Here is a 23,007-nt window from a genome sequence, read left to right as displayed (position 1 = left end):
GGGCCTGTAGAAGCAAGGCTGCCCGCGATCGAGTGCGAAGCGGTCGTAGACCCTTCCCTGATTATTACCAAGTGGACTGATCTTCGAGGCTGGCTTTATGAAGATCACTTTCCCAAGCCTCCAAAGCCAACGTATAAACATCTTGGAGAAAACCCCGAGGATCTTTCAATTCATACCACTCTCCCCGAGGCCAACTCGCAGCTTCTTCCTCATCAATTCCAAACAAACTCTGAAAATCATAGCTTTGGTCACTCAACTTTTCTGCCAGAGCTTCTATCAGTACAAATTTATGCCGATAGGACAAATAATTTAAATTCAGGCTGTACTTATTGATCAACACCGCCCTATCAGTCGCATTGTCAGGGTCATACACCTCAAGCTCTGCACCTAGGGTTTCTTCGCGATCATACACACCGAAAACGCCAATGAACCACATCAGCTCGGCCTCAAACTCTTCATTAAGAAAAGGATGGCGCAGCATCACTTAGCCTCTGTCGGGAAACCGGTATTGATGCTCGCTCCCACGTAAAGTGGGAGTGATCATTTAGACTCAAACAAACCCAGATCAAGCTTAGCCCAACACTCATAATAAAATTTCGAATCATTCGAAGTACGATCATGTCTAAAATCAAGAATCTGCTTATAAAGCGACTGAATTGCAGGATCATTGATATGCCGCATACTATCTAGCACAAGGCAAATTTCATAAAGCTCACCCTCTCGCTCCATATTCATACGCCTATAATCATCACGAGACATAATCCCAAGAAACCTAGAAAAATGAAAAGGCAACTCAGAACCACGTCTAAACATCCACAGAAAACGTCGCACAAGTAAATTTACGAAATAAGATCGAGCTAAACACGCAGGATCAGCAGCAAACGCCAACAATCCTTTAACACCAACTAACGCATTAACAGCAGCATCAAAACTCTCCGAGTCTCCAGCTTCGTCACTTTCATACAGTTCAATGACCGTATCCCCATAGGCCCACTCTTTAATCAGCTCCATGGTCAATTTTTGATCCGTCATTCTACCCACCATCCATTTTATTAAGAGTCAACTGCTTCAATCAGCTCAAGTAGCAGGCACCGTTCACGCAATTCTCTTCCCCATCATTCTGGTCACCAAGTCGACTGATCTTCGAGGCTGGCTTTTAGCAATTCATCTTTCCACTCATCACTCAGCACACTGTAAATGTCTTCAAAAAACGCTCGGGGATTTTCCATCACATCCCAGTAATCCGGAAATCGATTGGTGCTTTCGCAGTCATGCTCTAGCAATGCCTGAAAATCATATGATTCGTCTTGCAGTGCAGCCTCAAGCACAGCAACCAGTAAAAATTTATGCCTATAACTCAAATAATCGTAGCTTTCTACGATATATTTTTTCGTGAGTACTCTTCTATCAACAGAAAGATTAACGTTGTATTTTTCGAGTTCTAGACCAAGAGTGTGCTCCCGATCATAGATATCAAAATCACCGATAATTTCCCTCACCGTAGGCGCATATGGCACATCTAAAATTGGATCTTTAATCATTTAATTATCACCGGATGCGATGTAAAAGGTTTCTGAGTTCGCCCTTTACTAAACTTTGTTTCTGAACCATTCATATCCTCGATAAAAAGAGGATTTTCTTTGTCTTTTTTATTCGGCTTGTAACCTCGCCCAACATTTTTACTCTCCCTACGGACCACCCAGTATCCATTGACATCCTTTCCGGTAAACTGCGGAAGCCCTCGAACAACTCTTGTCATATCATCATTTAACGTATGCATATGTAAACTCCAGCTTTTATATTGCGAGCTCAAGTTCCCTCTTTTTTCTCTATGAGGAATTTTGGTTATGGGATCCGTACCATCTACCGAACGTTGTCGAATTACCGCATCAGGAACCTCGACACTATGCTTACCTATGGAATGCATTCCAGGGTACTCAGCCTCAAAACGCTCAACCCAACGCTTAGCAACCTCCTCCTTAAGAACTTCAATCCTCTCCCTCCGCTGCTCACCCGTCAGCTTCGGCAGTGGCGGCTCGCCCTCATCAACCTTAGCGCCACCCACATCATCCGGCGCCTTACAATCTGGCTTGTTCGGTGGCGGACATTTTCCGCTCAGCCCCAGCGGGTCAATCCACCCCGTCGGATTCGGGGTGTACTGGTAGCCGTTCAGCCCGCCCGCCAACTTGATCGGGTCGGGTGTCAGGTAGCGGCCGATGTCCGGATTGTAGTAGCGATGGCGGTTGTAGTGCAGGCCGCTTTCGGCATCGAAGTACTGCCCCTGAAAGCGTAACGGTTGCTCGAGTTGTTCTTCGCCGAAGTGCTTCAGGCTGGCGAGTTTGCCGTAGGCCTTGTAGGTCGCCGACCAGACGATTTCGCCACCGTAATCCGTCAGCTCCTGCGGGGTGCCGAGGTGGTCGAGTTGGTAGTAGAACGGACAGGCCTTGCGCGGACCGAAGCCGTCGAGCATGGCCAGGGGGCGGAAGCTGCCGGGTTCGTAGAGGTAGCTGCGGTAGTGTTCTTTGCCGCGTTCGGCGACGAGGTTGTCGCCTTGCCAGAAGAACTCGGTGGTGTGGTCGTCGACGGTTTTGGCGATGCGCCGGCCGAAGGCGTCGTAGCGATAGGTCGCGCTGTTACCATCGGGCAGCATGACGCCGATCAACCGGTGCTGGCAGTCGTAGCGGTATTCGGTGACGAGTTTTTGTGCAGTGCCGCGGCGCTCAAAGATCAGGTTGCCGAAGGCGTCGTAGTCGTAATGGCGGTCGCCTTGCAGCAGCAGGCGGTTGCCTTTGATCGTCGCCAGGCCTGGGCGATCGTGCATTTGCAGGTTGCCGGCCGGGTCGTGTTCAAAGCTTTGCGCCGGTTCGCCGCGGGCATGGCGTACGCGGGTCAGGCGGTTGAGCGCGTCGTAGTAATAGCTGCGCTGACCGTGGCGACTGTCAGCGATGGCAGCCAGGTTGCCATTGACCCCATAGCTGTAGTGGCGCATGTACAGCGGTCGGTCTGACTGGTTGACCGCGTGGGATTGCAACCGGCCCTGTTCGTCATGGTGGTACTGGCTAAGCAGTTGGCCTTGCTGGCGTTGTTGCTCACGCCCTGCGTTAAAGACGTGCGTGGTCAGCCGTGTGCCGTTGAGGTCGATAGCGGTGAGCGCGCCGCCCTTGACGTGGTGATAATCGAGTGTGCTGTTGTCCGGCAAGCGCAGGCGATTGAGCTGGCCGCAGGCGTCGTAGCCATAACGCAAGGTGCCCCAACCCTGATGTTCGGTGATCAGGCGGTCCTGCTGGTCGTACTCGAACTCCAACGGGTGGTCGTGACCGTCATCGACGCTGACCAGTCGGCCAAGACCGTCGTAGCAATACTCGACGTTGACGCCATCGGGCAGCGTCTTGAGCAGCAGTCGTCCTGCCGAGTCCCGCTGATAGGTGGTGATCAGCGTTGAGCCGTCATCGCCGAACTCGGTTTTCTCCAGCAGATGGCCGTTGAGGTCGTAGGCATAGGCGGTGCGGCGGCCGTCGAAACCGGTTTCCTGTCGGATCAGGCCATTGGGCGTGTAGTCCAGCTGGTACTTTTCGCCGGATTCGTTCTCGATTTCTGTCAGCAACAACAGCGCGTTGTCGTAGCGATAACGCAGTTGCGTGCCGTCGGCATTAATTCGACGGCTGACCAGGTGCAGGTCGTCGGCGTATTCATAGCGCGTGACCTGGCCCTGCTCATCGCGTTCGGCGATGATTTTTCCGTAGGCGTTGTAGCTGAAGGCGCGACTGGCACCGGTGGGAAGTGTTGTCTGAATCAGCCTTCCGACGGCATCCCATTGGTAGTGGGTGACGGCACCGTGTTCGTCCTGCCGGGTAATCTGCCGCCCCAAGGCATCATAGGAAAACCGACGCTGGCCGCCGTCTGGCAACGTTTCTTCGAGCAATTGACCCAAGTCGTTCCAGACGAACATATGCCGACTGGTGTCCGGATAACGAATCGACTGCAGCCGCCCCCGAGGGTCGTAGAGGTAATGCGTGACATGCCCATCGGGATCGGTCGATTCAGTGACATCACCCTGAGCATTGCGCCGATACATCCACACGGCTTTACCGCGATACCGCGCATGCAGGAAACCGTCGCGGTATTCGTAGGCCGTCGGTTCGTCTTCCGGTGGAATCAGCGCGACAAGCCGTCCAACCTCGTCGTAACGGTACTCAGTGACGGCCCCCAGCGGATCCTGCTCGGCAATCAGCCGACCTTTGTCATCGTAGGCCTTGAGATGTTCACCACCTTCCTGGTCGACCTTGCGCACTAGCCGCGCCCGATCGTCATGGACGTAAACCTCTTCGCTGCCGTCGATATTCAGGACGGTGACACCGCCCTGGTCATCCCAGACGTACTGCGCATCCATCTGCGAAAACGACGCCCAGTGGCGAATGCATCTGGCAGCCTTGCCGGACCTTTCCCACTCCCAGAAAAAGCTCGCGCCACCGGCCAATTGCCGCTGCAAAATGACGTGCTGATCGTCGTAGTCGTAGCGCTCGCTTTCGCCTGCGGCGTTGGTCGCTTCGATCAGTTGATCGCGTTCGTCGTAGCGATAATTGACCAGCGTCTGCTCGGTGTGCCACGCCTCGTCGAGGGTTGGAGCCGGGACAAAACGCTGGTAATCGACGGCGATCAAATGTCTGCGGTCATAGCGCAACAGCAAGGCGCGGCCCACGCCGTTATCGAGGCGCTTGATGCGCTCCTGACGGTCGCGGGTGATGCGCAATCGGTTGTTGTAAGCGTCGCTGACGGTCGTCAGCCGGCCGTTATGAAAGTGATAAAAACGCGCGTCGTCGCCGGCCTGGGCAAGGATCAGTTCCTCGGGCTCATCGCCCAGATAAATCGCCGCCCGCGACAGACTGTTGTGGATCGCCGGGCGCTCGACGTTCGGTAACGGCAATGCCGTACGACGGTTTTCGTGGTCGATCCAGACGACGTTGTCGCCGTCGATTTCCAGGCGGTGCGCCAGCGAATGGCTCCAGCCAAAGCCCAGTCCGCTATCGATCTCGGCGGCGCTGGTGCGATAGAGCCGGGTGAAGTCGAACGGCAGAATCCCGTCCAGCGAACCATCGACCAGGGTCAGCAGTTCTTCGCCAGTGACCATCGACACCGGGCACTTGTTGGTAGCGGTTTTATCTGCCGAATCGGCGCTGTCGCCGTTGGGGTTTTTCGCCTGCGCCGGGACGTCGACGTGAGGTTCGTGTTTATTCAGCGTGGAGTTCTTGCGGCCATTCCAGCGCAGTTGCATCCGACCTTTTTTCAGACCCGCCGCGATACCTCGTGCGGCGATTTTTTTGTAGCGGTCGACATAGCCCATGAAGTTGTTGATGATCGTGATCATCGACCTCACGAAGCCCATGGCGGCCTGAAAAATCTGCGGGCCGTACTTGGCCAGGCGCACCGTCAACCAGGCAACTCCGATGCCGACCACGCTCAGCACCAGGCCAATCAGCAGGTCGATGATCAAACCAACCACCACCTTGGAAATGGCCTCGGCCGAGGCACCGGCCAGTTGCGTCGGCGGCAACATTTCCAGCCACAGTGCTGCGGTGCGCATCAACAAACACAGCGCCGCCTCGTCACTGGCCAGCAACATGGCTTTTTCCATCAAGTCCGGAGCACTTTCGGCCAGCCTGACAAGTTGCCCGGCGCTGTCCCCAAGCTTTTCGGCAAAGGCTTCGGGATCCTTCAGGATCTCGCTCAGCTCGCCAATACCATCCCAAACACCCTGAATCGCCGCCCAGCTTCCCGCGAGCATTCCATTGCCCACCGCCGCCAGCGATGCCGACGCCGACTGCTGCGACCACTGCGGCTTAAAGCCTTTCCACTCGTTGCGCAGCCAGGTTTCCAGCTCATCGGTCAATCCGTCGTAAGCATCGAAAAGGTCATCGATTTGCCCCGCTGTCACTTCGCTCTGGACATGCACGCGATAGAACTTCCCGGCGGTCCCCTTAAACGTCCCTTTGCCGTTTTCATCCAGCCGGACCGGCGTCTTTTCACCGCCCTCCACGGCAATCACATCGACCTGAATATTCCCCAAGGGAATGTCGTAGACCGATTCGAACTTGCTCTCGATCTGCAACAGGCCGTTGGCCGGACACTGCGCCACACTGGAGATGAAATCGTCATCGCCGCTGCTCACCGCGGTGGTCGTGCTGCCGAACTTGATCAACCGCTCCATGCCCATCAGCGACGGCATATCCGCAGCATGGCTAACCTTGTCGGCGGCCTTGATGAACCAATGGTTGAGTTGTTCGCGGTAGAGGCTGAGGGTGTCTTTAAAGCTGTCGAGTTCCTGCTCGATACGTACGATCTGATCCATCAGCTACGCTCCGCCATCAAGAACTCCACCAAGGCAGTTTTCGGTGCTTGAGGCAGGTCTGGCGCGTCAAGAAAGATCGCGACTTTGTGCCACAAAACGCTTTCGGAAAACGCTTCGTACAGGTCCGGGCGAGCGTCACTCAGCCACGACAGCAGGTTGTTGATTCGGGTGGCGGCAGACTGCGCCGCGAGTTGCTCCAATAGCGCCTCGGGAATCTCCCACCATGGAAAAACCTTCGATGTTTTCAGCGCACAGCCACCGATTTCCAGGGCCTGCCCATTGATCAGGCAGCGCCCGATCGGCGGCATCAGTTGCGCGACATCAACCTGTGCAGATTGAAGAATCGGCAGCAAATAACGTCCGTCCCAGAAACGGAAAAATACTGCGTTGCCGTTGGGTAACAGGGCTTGCGTAAGGCTGCGCAGATGGTCGACAAAAGCCTCTTGAGGAGCAGAAGACACCGCCAGCCAACCCCAGTCGCGAGACTCCGTAGCGGCGACCCACTCCAGAAACTCACTGTCCGCAGCGACGACGCCGACATAGGGCATCACCGACATCCACTCGGCGTAAGCGCTGTCGGCCCAGATGGCGCTCGGTGCTTGCGTAGTGATCGAGCGTTGCCAGGCTTTAAGGGGCTCGGCAGAGCTCGCATTGCCGAACACCGCGAACAACAGCTCGGAAGGTTTCAGCGGATGGCGCTCCAGCCAGGCACGAGGTGACAAGGCATCAGGCTGCACAGACACCCTCCTTGCAGCGCTCGCATTCTTCGCAGAACGGCGCGTCGCTTTTCAGGCTCAGAATCTGTGCGGCGCTCAGCAGCGCAGCTGGCGCTGCGGTGAGTTTCAATGGAACGTCCGGCAACCTTGGTGCAGCAGCCATCGCCGCCATCGGCGCGCCACCCAGCTGAATCGGCACACTGCTGAAGATCCCGGCAGCGCTGATGTTGATCCACTGCCCGCCCGCCTGAATGGTCGCGCTGGCACCACCGTCGATGACCACTTGCTGTCCGGCGCTGACATGGAATTGCTGACTGGCATTGAGCGCCTGACTGGTCACCCGAATGTGCCGGTCGCCAACCACTACCAGATGATCGTCCTGCTTCACTTCGGTTTGGCGCTGACCGTGGGTGATGCGCTGTTCGTCAGCCTTCAGTTCATGGCGATCGAGACCCGCGACCACCACACTTCGCTGGTTGCCCACTTGCGTGTGCAAGTCGTGCAATACGTGTTGTGTCCAGTCGCGCTGTGCCCGCAGATAGATTTCCTCGGCGCCCTTGCGGTCTTCAACGCGCAGTTCGTTGTAACCACCGCCACCGGGACTGCTCTGGCTGCGGAAAATGCTGCGGGTCTTGTCTGCCGGCAGATCGAGCGGCACCGAATTGGCCCCATTTGCCAAGCACGCCATGACCAAGGGCTTGTCCGGGTCGGCATCGACAAACCCCACCAACACTTCCATTCCAACCCGCGGGATCAGCGCACTGCCGTAACCGTCATGAGCCCAGCCACTGGCGACTCGCAGCCAACAACTGGAATGTTCGTTGCGCTGGCCTTCGCGGTCCCAGGCAAATTGCACCTTGACCCGCCCAAACTCGTCGCAATGGATTTCGCTATCGGTCGGCCCAGTGACGACCGCGTTCTGATAGCCCGGAACCCGCGGCTTGTTTTCGGCCAAAGGCGGACGAAACGGTACGTCCCACGGCGTCGCCAGAAAGGTATTGCGATACCCCTGAAAATCACCGCTGTCAGCGGACTCTTCCAGCACTTGCGGTTGCCGGCCGTGGTGCTGAATTTCTGTCAGTAGCCACAGGTCATTCCACTCTGTGCGCGGGTGTTCGGCGATCTTCAGAAAATGGCCGGTGAGCAACGCCGATTGATCACTGCGACCTTCGGCCTGACGGAAATCCGCGCCATGGCGCTCCAGCGCCCGTTGCGCCAGGTGTTTGCCGTGGTCGCGATCGGTGAACTGACCGGGATAGCGGTAATCCTCCAGCACCGTACGCTGCTCGCTGTCGACAGCGCTTTGCAGCAACAGGCCGGGTTTGTTGAAGTCGTAGTCGCGACGGGTGACTGCGGTGGTGCGGGTTTCCAGGCGGACGTTGAAGCGCTTGATCGCAGGCTGGTCGGCGGCCATTCCGCTGCCTGGCAAGTAAAGGGTCGGCTGCGCCGGTTTGCGGAAAACTGTCTGGTCGTCACCGAACACCAGCAGATGGCCGTGCGGGCTGTGCTGGAAGTGGTAGTGAATGCCGATCTCGGCGCACAACCGCTGAATAAATTCCAGATCGCTTTCGGAAAATTGCACGCAGTACTCGCGCTTGGGGTATTGGCTGCCAAGCTGTAACTCGAATGCATCACCCAGAATGCCGTGATCCTTGAGCACCAGAGCAATGATCTCGGGAACGCTTTTATGCTGGAAGATTCTCTGGTTGGTGCGTTGACCAAGATAGGCCAGGCGCGGCACCAGACTAATCTGATAACGAGTCAGGCGCGTGCCCGAATCGCCTTGGGCGACGCGATAAACCTGACCGTGAACACCAGCGCCTTGCGCATCAAAACCGAGAAAAGCCTGGCGATACAGCAGGCTCTCGAGGTCGAGGTCCGGATGTTCACTGACCAGTTCCAGGTCAAAACGATAGGGTTGGCTGATGGCTTCCTTGCCCGTGAACTCAAGCACTTTGAGCTCATTCTGGTCGCCGTCGAGGGTCAACGTGAAATGCGGTTGATGGGCAGACGTGAGCATCCGATGCCTCTGAAGCAGAATGAAGGCGGGCGATTCTGCATGAGCGACAAGGGGGGGTGATCGAGGGTCAGAAAAATCAGATTTACCCTGATTTTTTAGAGAATTTTCCTTCAGATATCGGGATGAACCACTACAGACATTCCTGTCGAACAGGCTGTGTTGAAGGTTCTGGCGCCATCGCGGGCAAGCCTTGCTCCTACAGGTACGCGTGGTATGCAGGAGCAAGGCTTGCCCGCGATGGCGTCTTCAAATCTGAACCACGGAGGAAAAAAACGGCCCGCATCCATAAGGCTGCGAGCCGTTTTTATTCAGCGAAGGATTAGAGCATCAGCTCATCCGATCACTTGTTCAGGTGGAAATCTTTTTCCGCCGCGGCGAAACGCTGCAGCATACCGGCCGACGGCTCACCCATTTTGCTGACCAGCAAAATAGCGAGGCTGGCGAAGATGAAGCCCGGGATGATTTCGTACAGACCCAGCAGGTTGAAGTGCTTCCAGACGATCACGGTGAGCGCACCCACCACGATACCGGCGAGTGCGCCGTTACGGGTCATGCCTTTCCACAGTACCGAGATCAGGACTACCGGACCGAACGCCGCACCGAAGCCGGCCCAAGCGTAGCTGACCAGACCCAGCACGCGGTTTTCCGGGTTGGCAGCCAATGCGATGGCGATCAGTGCAACGGCCAGAACCATGGCGCGGCCGACCCAGACCAGTTCAACCTGGGAAGCGTTTTTACGCAGGAAGGATTTGTAGAAGTCTTCGGTCAGGGCACTCGAGCACACCAGCAACTGGCAGCTCAGGGTGCTCATCACGGCAGCCAGAATGGCCGACAGCAGCACGCCGGCGATCCATGGGTTGAACAGGATCTTGGCCAGTTCGATGAACACGCGTTCGTGGTTTTCACTCACTGGCATCGCCACGGCCGGGTTCGCCGAGAAGTAAGCGATACCGAAGAAGCCCACCGCCACGGTGCCGCCCAGGCACAGGATCATCCAGGTCATGGAAATGCGACGCGCGTTGGCGATCGACTTAACCGAATCCGCCGCCATGAAGCGCGCCAGGATGTGCGGTTGACCAAAGTAGCCCAGACCCCAACCCATCAATGAAATGATGCCGATGAAGCTGGTGTTTTTCAGCATGTCGAAGTTGCCTGGATCTTGTGCTTCGATGGCCAGGAACGTGGTGTCGATGCCACCAGTGGCCAGCAGCACGATGATTGGCGTCAGCAACAAAGCGAAGATCATCAGTGTGGCTTGTACGGTGTCAGTCCAGCTCACTGCCAGGAAACCACCGACAAAGGTGTAGGCAATCGTCGCCGCAGCGCCGGCCCACAATGCAGTCTCGTAGGACATGCCGAAGGTGCTTTCGAACAGACGGGCACCGGCCACGATGCCGGAGGCGCAATAAATGGTGAAGAACACCAGAATCACCACAGCAGAGATGATCCGCAGCAAGCCGCTCTTGTCTTCAAAACGGCTGGAGAAGTAATCCGGCAGCGTCAGCGCATCGCCGTTGTGTTCGGTCTGCACGCGCAGCCGGCCGGCCACGAACAGCCAGTTCAGGTACGCACCGACGATCAGGCCGATGGCGATCCAGCTTTCCGACAGACCCGACATGTAGATGGCGCCCGGCAGGCCCATCAACAACCAGCCGCTCATGTCGGAGGCGCCCGCGGAAAGCGCAGTCACGACGCTGCCCAGGCTACGGCCACCCAGAATGTAGTCAGAAAGGTTGTTGGTGGAGCGATAGGCCATGAAGCCGATCAGCACCATTGCCGCGATGTAGATCACGAACGTGATCAAGGTTGGATTGCTTGCACTCATTGAGTTACGCCCTGGCTTTGTTTTTATGTAGCAGCGGTCTGTCGAATCGCCGCCAAACGCTTGCGTTTGAGAGACGATCGGGTAATCCGCGCATTTATGACTGATGTTTCCCCAGGAAAGCCATCAGCCGATGAGCCGTCTGCGTGGACGGTTGCACCTTGGTGCGCGAATGCTATTCAACAAAGCAAATAAGGTGCAACCAGTTTCTGGGAATAAGTTGCACCTAATACAATTTTTCTTTTTAACAGCGGTTTTTGCTCCTTTTCGGAGCAAGAACCTTTGCTAACTGCTGCAAAAAGCACCAAGCAAGAGCAGAGGCCACGAACCAGAATTTATTTCCTGACAAGCTGCCGATTATTCCGACAAAAAAAGGGTTGCACCCGGTTGCACCTCTTTCAGCGCACGGCTAATCTTGCCGCCAGCTGATGCCACGCAGTCGTGGCAAACATGAGGATAAAAATATGGCTACCACCACCCTTGGGGTCAAACTCGATGACCCGACCCGCGAGCGCCTCAAAGCCGCCGCGACCTCGATCGATCGCACGCCGCATTGGCTGATCAAACAGGCGATTTTCAATTACCTGGAAAAACTCGAGGGTGGTGCAACCCTGACCGAGCTGAGCGGCTTGACCCGCTCCGAAGCCGATGAAGGCGCCGAGGTCCACGTCGATCACGCCCATCAGTGCTTCCTCGAATTCGCTGAAAGCATCCTTCCGCAATCGGTACTGCGCGCCTCGATCACCGCCGCCTACCGTCGTCCGGAGCCGGAAGTGGTGCCGATGCTGATCGAGCAGGCTCGCCTGCCGGCACCAATGGCCGAAGCCACTAACAAGCTTGCCGCCTCGATTGCTGAAAAACTGCGCAATCAGAAGAGCGCCGGCGGCCGTGCAGGTATTGTTCAGGGCCTGTTGCAGGAGTTTTCCCTGTCGTCCCAGGAAGGCGTGGCGCTGATGTGCCTGGCCGAAGCGCTGCTGCGCATCCCGGACAAGGGCACTCGCGACGCGTTGATCCGCGACAAGATCAGCACCGGTAACTGGCAGCCACATTTGGGCAACAGCCCGTCGCTGTTCGTCAACGCTGCTACTTGGGGTCTGTTGCTGACCGGCAAACTGGTCGCCACCCACAACGAAGCAGGCCTGACTTCGTCCCTGAGCCGGATCATCGGCAAAAGCGGCGAGCCGATGATCCGCAAAGGCGTCGACATGGCCATGCGCCTGATGGGCGAGCAGTTCGTCACCGGCGAAACCATCGCCGAAGCCCTGGCCAACGCCAGCAAGTTCGAAGCCAAAGGCTTCCGCTATTCCTACGACATGCTCGGTGAAGCCGCACTGACCGAACATGACGCGCAGAAATACCTCGCGTCCTACGAGCAAGCCATCCACTCGATCGGCAAGGCTTCCCACGGTCGTGGCATTTATGAAGGCCCGGGCATCTCGATCAAGCTCTCGGCCCTGCACCCGCGTTACAGCCGTGCCCAGTACGAGCGCGTGATGGACGAGCTGTACCCGCGCCTGCTGTCGCTGACCCTGCTGGCCAAGCAATACGATATCGGCCTGAACATCGACGCCGAAGAAGCCGACCGCCTCGAGCTGTCGCTGGATCTGCTCGAGCGCCTGTGCTTCGAGCCGCAACTGACCGGCTGGAACGGCATCGGTTTCGTGATCCAGGCCTACCAGAAGCGTTGCCCGTACGTGATCGACTACGTGATCGACCTGGCTCGCCGCAGCCGTCATCGCCTGATGATCCGTCTGGTGAAAGGCGCCTATTGGGACAGCGAAATCAAGCGCGCCCAGGTCGAAGGCCTGGAAGGCTATCCGGTCTACACCCGCAAGGTGTACACCGACGTTTCCTACATCGCCTGCGCGCGCAAACTGCTCTCGGTACCGGAAGTTATCTACCCGCAGTTCGCCACGCACAACGCCCATACCCTGTCGGCGATTTATCACATTGCCGGTCAGAACTATTACCCCGGCCAGTACGAGTTCCAGTGCCTGCACGGTATGGGCGAACCGCTGTACGAACAGGTTGTAGGCAAGGTTTCCGAAGGCAAGCTGAACCGTCCGTGCCGCGTGTACGCGCCGGTCGGCACTCACGAAACCCTGTTGGCGTACCTGGTACGTCGCCTGCTGGAAAACGGCGCGAACACTTCGTTCGTCAACCGTATCGCCGACCAGTCGATCTCGATTCAGGAGCTGGTAGCCGATCCGGTGAGCAGCATCGAGCAGATGGCCACGCTGGAAGGCGGCTTCGGTCTGCCGCACCCGCGTATCCCACTGCCGCGTGACCTCTATGGCAGCGAGCGCGCCAACTCCAGCGGCATCGACCTGGCCAACGAACATCGCCTGGCATCGCTGTCATGCGCCCTGCTGGCCACTGCCCACAACAACTGGAAAGCCGCGCCGATGCTGGGCTGCGCCGCCAGCGCCGAAACACCGGCACCGGTGTTGAACCCATCGGACCTGCGCGACGTGGTCGGTCATGTGCAAGAAGCCACCGTCACCGACGTCGACAACGCCATCCAGTGCGCACTGAACGCTGCTCCGATCTGGCAGGCCACCCCGCCCGCCGAGCGCGCCGCGATCCTCGAACGTGCCGCCGATTTGATGGAAGGCGAGATTCAGCCGCTGATGGGCCTATTGGCTCGTGAAGCCGGCAAAACCTTCGCCAATGCCATTGCCGAAGTGCGCGAAGCCGTGGACTTCCTGCGTTACTACGCGGTGCAGGCGCGCAACGATTTCACCAACGACGCCCACCGCCCATTGGGTCCGGTGGTGTGCATCAGCCCGTGGAACTTCCCGCTGGCCATTTTCAGCGGTCAAGTCGCCGCCGCACTGGCCGCCGGCAACCCGGTCCTGGCCAAGCCTGCGGAACAAACGCCGCTGGTCGCCGCTCAAGCCGTGCGCTTGCTGCTCGAAGCCGGGATTCCCGAAGGCGTGCTGCAACTGCTGCCGGGCCGTGGCGAAACCGTCGGTGCCCGCCTGGTTGGCGATGATCGGGTCAAAGGCGTGATGTTCACCGGCTCCACCGAAGTCGCGCGGTTGCTGCAACGCAACGTCGCCGGTCGTCTGGATAGCCAGGGCCGTCCGATCCCGCTGATCGCCGAAACCGGTGGCCAGAACGCGATGATCGTCGACTCCTCGGCGCTGACCGAACAAGTGGTCATTGATGTGGTGTCCTCGGCCTTCGACAGCGCCGGCCAACGCTGCTCGGCCCTGCGCGTACTGTGCTTGCAGGAAGATTCCGCCGACCGCGTGATCGAAATGCTCAAAGGCGCCATGGCTGAATGCCGCCTCGGCAACCCTGAGCGCCTGTCCGTGGACATCGGCCCGGTGATCGATGCCGAAGCCAAGGCCGGCATCGAGAAACACATCCAGGCCATGCGTGACAAAGGTCGCAACGTCTACCAGGTCGCCATCGCCGACCTGGAAGAATGCAAGCGCGGCACGTTCGTCATGCCAACCCTGATCGAGCTGGAAAGCTTCGACGAATTGCAGCGGGAGATCTTCGGCCCGGTGCTGCACGTGGTGCGCTACAAGCGCAAAGACATCGATCAACTGATCGGGCAGATCAACGCTTCCGGCTACGGTCTGACACTGGGCGTGCACACCCGTATCGACGAAACCATCGCCAAGGTGATCGACAACGTCAACGCCGGTAACGTCTACGTCAACCGCAACATCGTCGGTGCCGTGGTCGGCGTGCAACCATTCGGTGGCGAAGGCCTGTCGGGTACCGGCCCGAAAGCCGGTGGTCCGTTGTACCTGTACCGCTTGCTGTCGACGCGTCCTACCGACGCGATCGAACAATCCTTCGCTCGCGGCGATACCCTGAGCGCGCCGGATGTGCGTCTGCGTGACGCCATGAGCAAACCGCTGACCGCCCTGAAAACCTGGGCCGACAGCCACAAGCTGACTGAACTGAGCGCGTTGTGCGCGCAGTTCGCCACACAATCGCAAAGCGGTATCACCCGTACGCTGAACGGCCCGACAGGCGAGCGCAACAGCTACGCCATCCTGCCGCGTGAACACGTGCTGTGCCTGGCGGAAGTCGAAAGTGATCTGTTGAGCCAACTGGCTGCAGTACTGGCCGTGGGCGGCTCGGCGGTGTGGCCGGAAGGTGAACTGAGCAAAGCGTTGTTGGCTCGCCTGCCGAAAGACGTGCAAGCGCGCATCAAGCTGGTCGCCGACTGGAACAAGGATGAAGTGGTGTTCGATGCAGTCCTGCATCACGGCCACTCCGACCAGTTGCGCGCGGTCTGCCAGCAAGTGGCCAAGCGTGCTGGCGCGATCATTGGGGTTCAGGGCCTGTCGCAGGGCGAAACCAACATTGCGCTGGAACGCCTGGTGATCGAGCGCGCGCTGAGCGTCAACACCGCTGCAGCGGGTGGTAATGCCAGCTTGATGACCATCGGTTAAACCGCAATACGACCGGGTGCCTGCAATGGGCGCCCGGTATGCAAATCCCTGTGGGAGCGGGCTTGCTCGCGAAGAGGTCGGCACATTCAACATAGATGTTGGCTGTCAGTCCGTCTTCGCGAGCAAGCCCGCTCCCACATTTGATTGATGGCGCCCGCTAAGCCGTTGTTCTGCCCCTCCATCACCCACATCAATCATCCTGTTCAGCCCGCTCTCCCCGCGCCTAGACTCGGTCCATTCCAATATAGGTAGGCCGCCATGTCCGAGACGTTGCTCAGTTCCCGCAATCTGGCTTTCGAGCTGTATGAAGTCCTTGATGCCGAGGGCCTGACCCAGCGCGAGCGTTTCGCCGAGCACAATCGCGAGACGTTCGACGCCGCCATTGGTACGGCGCGCAGCCTTGCCGAGAAGTTCTTTGCCCCGCACAACCGCAAGGGCGACGAGAACGAACCGCGCTACGAAGACGGCAAGGCGATCCTGATTCCGGAAGTGAAACCTGCGGTGGATGCATTCCTCGAAGCTGGCTTTCTCAACGCCGCACGCAGTTTCGAGGCCGGCGGCATGCAGTTGCCGACGCTGCTGTCGCAAGCCTGCTTCGCGCACTTCCAGTCAGCCAACGCCGCGACGACTTCCTACCCGTTCCTGACCATGGGCGCGGCCAACCTGATTGAAAGCTTCGGCAGCGATGAGCAGAAACGGCGCTTCCTGCAACCGATGATCGACGGCCGCTTCTTCGGCACCATGGCCCTGACCGAACCTCACGCCGGCTCCTCGCTGTCGGACATCCGCACCCGCGCCGAGCCGGCCGCCGATGGCACATACCGACTCAAGGGCAACAAGATCTTCATCTCCGGCGGCGACCACCCGCTGTCGGAAAACATCGTGCACATGGTGCTGGCAAAGCTGCCGGATGCACCGGCCGGGGTGAAAGGCATTTCGCTGTTTATCGTGCCTAAATTCCTGGTCAACGATGACGGCAGCCTGGGCAAGCGCAACGACGTGTTGCTGGCCGGGCTGTTCCACAAGATGGGCTGGCGTGGCACCACCTCCACCGCGTTGAATTTCGGCGATAACGGCGAGTGTGTCGGCTACCTGGTGGGCAAGCCGCACCAAGGCCTGAGCTGCATGTTCCAGATGATGAACGAAGCGCGAATCGGCGTCGGCATGGGCGCAGTGATGCTCGGTTACGCCGGTTACCTGTACTCGCTGGAATACGCCCGCGAGCGCCCGCAAGGTCGCCTGCCAGACAGCAAGGACCCGAACACAGCGCCGGTCTCGATCATTCAGCACGCCGACGTCAAACGCATGCTGCTGACCCAGAAGGCTTACGTCGAAGGCGCCTTCGACCTCGGTTTGTATGCCGCACGACTGTTCGACGACACCACCACGCTGGAGACCGAAGCCGAGCGTAAACAGGCCCATGAATTGCTCGACCTGCTGACGCCGATCGTCAAATCCTGGCCGTCAGAGTTCTGCCTGAAGGCCAATGAACTGGCGATCCAGATCCTCGGCGGCCACGGTTACACCCGCGAGTACCCGGTGGAACAGTACTACCGCGACAACCGCCTGAACCCGATCCACGAAGGCACTCACGGCATTCAATCGCTGGACCTGCTGGGTCGCAAACTGGCGCAAAACGGTGGTGCCGGGCTCAAGCAGTTGATCCGACTGATCGCCAATACCGCCAAACGCGCCCATGCGTACGAATCATTAACGCCACTGCGTGAGCCGCTGGAAAAACTGGTGGCACGCCTGCAAACCGTGACCATCGGCCTGCTGACAGATCTGGGCCAAGGCAAGGTCAACAGCAGTCTGGCGAACTCGGCGCTGTATCTGAAAGTTTTTGGCCACACGGTGATCGGCTGGCGCTGGCTGGAACAGGCGATCCGCGCAGAAGAAGGGTTGGCCAAGGGCAATGCGGCGGATATCGGCTTCTATAAAGGCAAGCTGCAAGCGGCGCGGTATTTCCTGACGTGGGAAGTGCCGGGTTGTCATCATGAACTGGCGATTCTAGAGGCGCGGGATGATACGTGCCAGAGCATGCAGGATGAGTGGTTCTGAGTTCACCTGTTATTTCTGACAGGTGTGCATTCAGCATTGATTCGATAGGCTCATTGTCCGACGTGAAGTTTGCTCGGCAACGACGGACAAGGCCTGTCCGCCTCATACTCCTGAATGAGCGCTCATGATGAACAGCCCAATTGTTAACGCAGAGAAAATCATCAAAATCCCAGGACTTGTCGACCGTGACTACTGCATTCTGGCATCCATTTCAGGCACGCCTCAAAGGGTCGGAACGCTCTGGATCGACTCCGATGGGTTCGAATACATCGTCAATGCCAAAAACCATCATAGACCTTCCAACGAAAGGTCTCTGATCACTATTGAGAGAGGACGCCTCAGCGCAACCGACCAGACAACCGAGCATGCTACGGACAGTGCAGAAACTACTGCCAAGGTAATGTTTGAGATCGCCTCGGTCGATGACCGGTATGAGTGGCAGTACCTCATTACGTACAAGGACTATGAGCTCATCTCTGACAACCAGTGGCGATCCGTTGTTTACGGTACCCCTGCTGCAATAGACACAGTAGGTGTAGACCCTTACGTACATCTCACCCACGACGAATTCATTCAGTCGTGCAGAGTGGGTGACAAGATAAGAGGTGGCCGCAACAGCACAGTTACAAGCAAAGAATATCGCTGGCAAGCCGAAAACGGTTATCGCATAACCGTCAAAACTGATGGCGACACCCAAATTGGTAACCGGTTGTTCAACCGCGATGAAATATTCAGGTCAATGACCGCTGGCGACATCTATATCGATACCCAGAGTTCCTGGACAGTATTGGAAAAGCGAGTTTTTTATATTGATACCGTTAACAATTTCAAGGTTTATGGAAAGGAGCTTTTGGTCACGCCAAATGTCTCCGATTTGTAACCAGTGATCCGAGAGCGCGCCAAGCTATTGTCGCGCCCTCGATCAGACTGTATGTGCCAGATAGTAGAAATTCAGCTCAACCGAAACCCACCCATCTGCCGCGCCAAATCATCCGCCAACCGCTGCAACGTCTGGCAATCCTCACGACACGCCCTCACCTCACCCGCCGTAGCCCGCGCCAGATCGGAAATCCCCTGCACGTTGCGGTTGATCTCTTCAGTCACCGCCGACTGTTCTTCGGTAGCCGTCGCCACCTGATGGTTCATGTCGCTGATGCGTTCGACCTGCCCGGTAATCGCGGTCAACGACGCCCCGGTGCGCTGGCTCGACTCGACGCCGGTACCGGTTGCCGCTTGCCCGGAGTGCATCGACGACACGGCATTCTCCGCGCCCTGCTTGAGGCTGCCGATCATCTGCTGGATTTCATCGGTGGACGATTGCGTACGGCGCGCCAGTGTCCGCACTTCATCCGCCACCACCGCAAAGCCCCGGCCCATGTCTCCGGCCCGCGCCGCTTCAATCGCTGCGTTCAATGCCAGCAAATTGGTCTGTTCGGAGATCCCGCGAATCACCGCCAGCACCTGATCAATGGACGCTACCTGAGTCGCCAGCTCACCGACGGCACTGGCGGCAATGCCGATTTCATCGGACATGCTTTCGATATGCCGAATGGAACCGCCGACGACCTCTCGCGCCTGCAACGCTTCATCGCGGGCCGTTTGTGAGGCGACCGCCGCGTTGCCGGCGTTCTGCGCGATTTCCTGTACGGTGAGGCCCATCTCGTGCACAGCGGTGGCGACCATGTCGGTCATTTCCTGCTGCCGACCGGAACGCTCGGCGGTGTTCTCCACCACTCGCGCGACTTGCCCGACGGCGGTGCGCAAACGCTCGCTGGTGGTCAGCACTTCGCCGATCATATTGCGTTGATTTTCAAGGAAACGGTTGAAGCCGCGAGCCAGGTCACCCAGCTCATCGGCGCGACTGGAATCTAACCTGTGGGTCAAATCGCCACCACCGCTACCAATCGCTACCAGTGCCGCTGTTACCTGCCGGATCGGCCGAACCAGACCGCGAGCCAGCAACACCACCAATAACAGGCACACCAGCGCAACGCCCAAACCGATGGCGCTGGTCAGCCACATCGCGTGTCGGGCCTCGGCGTAAATTTGCGATTGCGGCACTTCGGCCACCAGGGTCCAACCCAGATCGCGCAATGGCAGGCTCAGGGCCAGATAATCTTCACCATCGCGCACAAAGCCGCTGCTGGTCGGGCCTTGATGGCCCATCACCGCTTGCGCTGCCGAGTCGCCGATCTGTTCGGCTAGCTGGCGTTTGTTGCTGAGCCCGGCCTCGGGATGGACCTGGATCAACCCGTCGGAACGCACCAGATAGACCTTCCCGCGCTCGCCAAAGCTGAAGTTGTGAATCAGCTCCGAGAGTTCCTTCATGCTCAGGCCCAGCCCGGCAACGCCCACGACTTTACCGCCCTGCGAGACCTTGAGGTCGATGAACAAGGCCAATTCGCCGGTCGCCGTATCGTTGTCGATATTGAGGGTGCGCGGCTGGTTGCCGTCGAGGAAGGCGTAGAACCAGGCGTCTGCGGGATTGGATCGACTGAGGGTCCGATCAAGCCCTTTTTCGGTGAAGTAGTGGCCCGACGCAGTGCCTGCGATCAACGCGGTAAAGGCTTTATGCTCGGCGCGGATACCTTCCAGGTAGCTGACGAAGCCGCTGGCCCGGTCGGCGTTTTCTCCTTCGGCCAACCACTCGCGCACCATGCTGTTGCTGGCGATGTCCTTGGCCGCGGTGAGCGGCTGGACCAGAATCCGCTCGATGTCGTTGCGCATCGCTTCGATGCTCGACGGCAGCGCTTGCTCGACCAGATAGCGCTGGGCGAGGCGGTTGACCACCAGGGTATAAATGCCGACCACGATCAGAATACTGACCAGCAGGGCGGTGCCCATACTGAGGATCAACTGCCATTGAATACTGCGTCGCCAGAACTGCATGAAGCACCCCCAAAGAGTAAGAGGCAAAAACTACTGCAACAGCCATGCCGATTGTATACAACTAAATCGACAATCTACTCTTTGGTTGTGCGCAAGCTGATCAAGCCTGATTGATCGTCTTCGAAATCACTTCAACCGTGGCGCTGACTTGCTCTTGGTAACGGTCGAGTTCCCGCTGATGACGTTTCTGCATGTCGAGCTGCTGCGAGCACAGGTTCATTGCCGTCAGCACCAGCAGTTTGTCCCCGATCAGGGTCGGGTATTTCTTTTTGGTCTCGGCCAGCACCGCTTTCAACATTAATGCGGCGTCCAGCAGGGTCTGCTCTTCCCCGGCCGGCGCCTTGATCGAATAGTCTTCCCCAAGAATCGAGACGACTTTTATCCCGTCGGCACCGTGTCTCATGCGTTCACAGGACCTGCGCTCACGCGCTCAACCAGCGCTTGAATGCGCGCGACGGTAGCGCCCTGTTTCTCTTCCTGTTCCATCAGGCTCAGTTGCAGGCTTTCGTTTTCATCCTTGGCCTGGGCCAGTTCTGCGCTCAGTGTTGCGTTCGTGCCGAGCAGCTCCTGGTTCTGTTGCACCAGATCGCTGACCAGTTGTTCCAATTGGCTTAGGGATGCTTCCAACATTTTGATTTTCCGAGCATTTTCAAAGGGCGCGTACGATAAAGAAAAGTCACCACTGGCGCCAGGGTTATTCAGGCGTAAAGCCTTGATTTCCCTGGCGGCAACCTTGCTTGCGAGTTTTAAAGACTGCGTTTGTCCGCTCTGGTTCCTGACAGCTCGTCAGTACGACTGATCTGCGGCAAAAGCGCACAGCGGCTCAAGACTTTAGTCGTATGACCGATAAGTCATACATACCTCGTCTCAGACTCGTGCCAATGCGCGCTTTACGGTGAACACCATGTCCCTTCGCAATATGAATATCGCCCCTAGGGCGTTCACAGGCTTCACCCTGATTGGCGCACTGATGTTGATTCTGGGTGTGTTCGCCTTGAACCAGATGAGCAAGATTCGCGCTGCCGGCGAAGACATCGTTCAGAACAGTGTGCCGAGTATCAAGGCCCTGGACGAGTTCACTCAAATCGGCCTGCGCCAGCGCACTCTGGCCTATCGCCTGCTGGTCAACCGCGAACCGGATATCCAGCAAAAAACCATAGAGTTGCTCGACACCCGCAACCAGCAGATCCGTACGGCGCAGACCGCCTATGAAAAACTGATCAGCAGCCCTCAGGAACGCGCGGCCTACGACCAGTACGTGCAATTGCTGGGTCAATACCGCCAGATTGAAGACCGGATGAAGACGCTGTCGCGTAATAACCAACTCGACGAACTGCGCACGCTTCTGAATACCGAATTGCTGACCAACTCCGATGCGATTAACACCACTCTGAACCGCCTGGTGGAGATCAACAACGATCAAGCCGCCGACTTCAACCAGAAAGCCGCCGACCAATATTCCTCCGCCTTCAATCTGGTAGTGACCCTGCTGGTGATCGCCACGGGTTTGACCCTGCTGTTTGCCTGGCTGCTGACCAACAGCATCACGCAGCCCATCGCCAAGGCACTGAGCGCCGCCGAAGAAATCGCCGAGGGTAATTTGACCCGGCCGATCATCGTCGACGGTAGCGACGAAGCTGGCCGCTTGTTGCAGGCCATGTTGAAGATGCAGGAAAAACTGCGCGACACCCTGCAGCGGATCTCGGGTTCGGCGACTCAGCTGGCCTCCGCCGCCGAAGAGCTGAACAGCGTCACCGACGAAAGCGCCCGTGGCCTGACTCAGCAGAACAACGAAATCGAGCAAGCCGCAACGGCCGTCAACGAAATGACCAGCGCCGTGGAAGAAGTTGCGCGCAACGCGGTGAGCACCTCCGAAGCGTCGAAAAACGCCACCACTTCTGCCGGTGACGGCCGTGACCTGGTGCAGGAAACCGTCAGCGCCATCGAACGCATGAGCGCCGATGTACAGAGCACTGCCACCCTGATCGGCGATCTGGCCAACGAGTCGCGCGACATCGGCAAGGTGCTGGACGTGATTCGCGGCCTGGCTGACCAGACCAACCTGCTGGCACTGAACGCCGCCATCGAAGCTGCACGAGCCGGTGAAGCCGGTCGCGGTTTTGCGGTGGTGGCCGACGAAGTTCGCGCCCTGGCGCATCGCACGCAGCAATCGACCAGCGAAATCGAACGCATGATCGGCAGCATCCAGAGCGGTACCGAACACGCCGTTGATTCGATGCGCAACAGCACCGAGCGCGCTGAATCGACCCTGAACATCGCCCGTGGTGCCGGCCTGTCGCTGGACACCATCAACAGCGCCATCGTCGAAATCAACGAGCGCAACCTGGTGATCGCCAGCGCCGCCGAAGAGCAGGCCCAGGTGGCCCGTGAAGTCGACCGCAACCTGGTGAACATCCGCGACCTGTCGGTGCAGTCGGCCACTGGCGCCAACCAGACCAGCGCCGCCAGCAACGAGCTGTCGCGTTTGGCGCTGGACCTGAACAATATGGTTGGGCGGTTTAGCCTTTAACAGTCACTGAATACCCTGTGGCGAGGGAGCTTGCTCCCGCTCGGGTGCGCAGCAGCCGTAAAATTGCTGATGAGTTTTTTCTGGAAGACCGCAGCGTCTGTTTTGGGGCCGCTGCGCGCCCCAGCGGGAGCAAGCTCCCTCGCCACAGTGATCGCGCCCGACCAAAGGGGTTGTGGTCGATCGCCGTCAAAAGCTTTTTGACAGC

14 protein-coding genes are annotated in these 23,007 nt (G+C 58.1%); 4 read left to right on the top strand and 10 right to left on the bottom strand.

Going from position 1 to position 23,007, the window contains the following annotated elements:
• Positions 1 to 64: 64 nt before the first annotated feature.
• The 7 genes from KRR23_RS27395 to putP form a co-directional block, all read right to left on the bottom strand.
• Positions 65 to 481 (bottom strand): hypothetical protein, encoded by a 417-nt coding sequence (locus KRR23_RS27395; protein ID WP_253912281.1) that lies wholly within the window; start codon positions 479 to 481, stop codon positions 65 to 67.
• Between the two features lie 59 nt (positions 482 to 540).
• The gene (locus KRR23_RS27390) at positions 541 to 1,032 is read right to left on the bottom strand and encodes a hypothetical protein (RefSeq protein ID WP_216744974.1); all 492 of its coding nucleotides are present in this window, start codon (positions 1,030 to 1,032) and stop codon (positions 541 to 543) included.
• A 92-nt stretch (positions 1,033 to 1,124) separates the two neighbouring features.
• Positions 1,125 to 1,541 carry a hypothetical protein gene (locus KRR23_RS27385; protein ID WP_216744973.1) on the bottom strand — a complete coding sequence of 139 codons (417 nt, stop codon included), beginning with the start codon at positions 1,539 to 1,541 and terminating at the stop codon, positions 1,125 to 1,127.
• The gene (locus KRR23_RS27380) at positions 1,538 to 6,346 is read right to left on the bottom strand and encodes an RHS repeat-associated core domain-containing protein (RefSeq protein WP_216744972.1); all 4,809 of its coding nucleotides are present in this window, start codon (positions 6,344 to 6,346) and stop codon (positions 1,538 to 1,540) included. The genes KRR23_RS27385 and KRR23_RS27380 overlap by 4 nt, the downstream gene beginning before the upstream one ends.
• Positions 6,346 to 7,083, bottom strand: coding sequence for a DUF4123 domain-containing protein (locus KRR23_RS27375; RefSeq protein WP_216744971.1), 738 nt, complete (start codon positions 7,081 to 7,083; stop codon positions 6,346 to 6,348). Before KRR23_RS27375 ends, KRR23_RS27380 begins: the two co-directional genes overlap by 1 nt.
• A complete protein-coding gene (locus KRR23_RS27370; RefSeq protein WP_216744970.1) occupies positions 7,073 to 9,082 on the bottom strand; it encodes a type VI secretion system tip protein VgrG in 2,010 nt (669 codons plus the stop codon). The genes KRR23_RS27375 and KRR23_RS27370 overlap by 11 nt, the downstream gene beginning before the upstream one ends.
• Positions 9,083 to 9,422: 340 nt before the next feature.
• A complete protein-coding gene (putP, locus tag KRR23_RS27365) occupies positions 9,423 to 10,907 on the bottom strand; it encodes a sodium/proline symporter PutP (protein WP_103320384.1) in 1,485 nt (494 codons plus the stop codon).
• A 461-nt stretch (positions 10,908 to 11,368) separates the two neighbouring features.
• On the opposite strand from putP, the gene putA reads away from it, so the two are divergent.
• The 3 genes from putA to KRR23_RS27350 all read left to right on the top strand — a co-directional run bounded on the left by putA (position 11,369) and on the right by KRR23_RS27350 (position 18,263).
• Positions 11,369 to 15,322: a trifunctional transcriptional regulator/proline dehydrogenase/L-glutamate gamma-semialdehyde dehydrogenase gene (gene putA / locus KRR23_RS27360; RefSeq protein WP_216744969.1), complete on the top strand. Its 3,954-nt coding sequence runs from the start codon at positions 11,369 to 11,371 to the stop codon at positions 15,320 to 15,322.
• Positions 15,323 to 15,580: 258 nt separating this feature from the next.
• On the top strand, positions 15,581 to 17,383 hold the full coding sequence (locus tag KRR23_RS27355; RefSeq protein ID WP_216744968.1) for an acyl-CoA dehydrogenase: 1,803 nt from the start codon (positions 15,581 to 15,583) through the stop codon (positions 17,381 to 17,383).
• A 124-nt stretch (positions 17,384 to 17,507) separates the two neighbouring features.
• Positions 17,508 to 18,263, top strand: coding sequence for a hypothetical protein (locus KRR23_RS27350; protein ID WP_216744967.1), 756 nt, complete (start codon positions 17,508 to 17,510; stop codon positions 18,261 to 18,263).
• A 71-nt stretch (positions 18,264 to 18,334) separates the two neighbouring features.
• On the opposite strand, the gene KRR23_RS27345 is transcribed toward KRR23_RS27350, so the two are convergent.
• From KRR23_RS27345 to KRR23_RS27335, 3 genes are all read right to left on the bottom strand, one after another.
• Positions 18,335 to 20,272, bottom strand: a complete 1,938-nt coding sequence (locus KRR23_RS27345; protein ID WP_216744966.1) for a methyl-accepting chemotaxis protein — start codon at positions 20,270 to 20,272, stop codon at positions 18,335 to 18,337.
• 100 nt (positions 20,273 to 20,372) lie between these two features.
• Entirely contained in the window at positions 20,373 to 20,675 is a 303-nt protein-coding gene (locus KRR23_RS27340; RefSeq protein ID WP_145018461.1) for a cell division protein ZapA, read from the bottom strand.
• Complete coding sequence (locus tag KRR23_RS27335; RefSeq protein WP_019691434.1) at positions 20,672 to 20,902, bottom strand: hypothetical protein; 231 nt, start codon at positions 20,900 to 20,902, stop codon at positions 20,672 to 20,674. The genes KRR23_RS27340 and KRR23_RS27335 overlap by 4 nt, the downstream gene beginning before the upstream one ends.
• A gap of 274 nt (positions 20,903 to 21,176) precedes the next feature.
• Here KRR23_RS27335 and KRR23_RS27330 point away from each other — a divergent pair, with 274 nt between their 5' ends.
• Positions 21,177 to 22,802, top strand: a complete 1,626-nt coding sequence (locus tag KRR23_RS27330) for a methyl-accepting chemotaxis protein (RefSeq protein WP_216744965.1) — start codon at positions 21,177 to 21,179, stop codon at positions 22,800 to 22,802.
• The last annotated feature ends 205 nt before the right edge of the window (positions 22,803 to 23,007 follow it).

The organism is Pseudomonas sp. CVAP#3 (genome assembly GCF_018986375.1).
GTDB classification, from domain to species: Bacteria; Pseudomonadota; Gammaproteobacteria; order Pseudomonadales; family Pseudomonadaceae; genus Aquipseudomonas; species Aquipseudomonas helvetica.
This window is presented reverse-complemented; position numbering and strand designations above follow the sequence as displayed.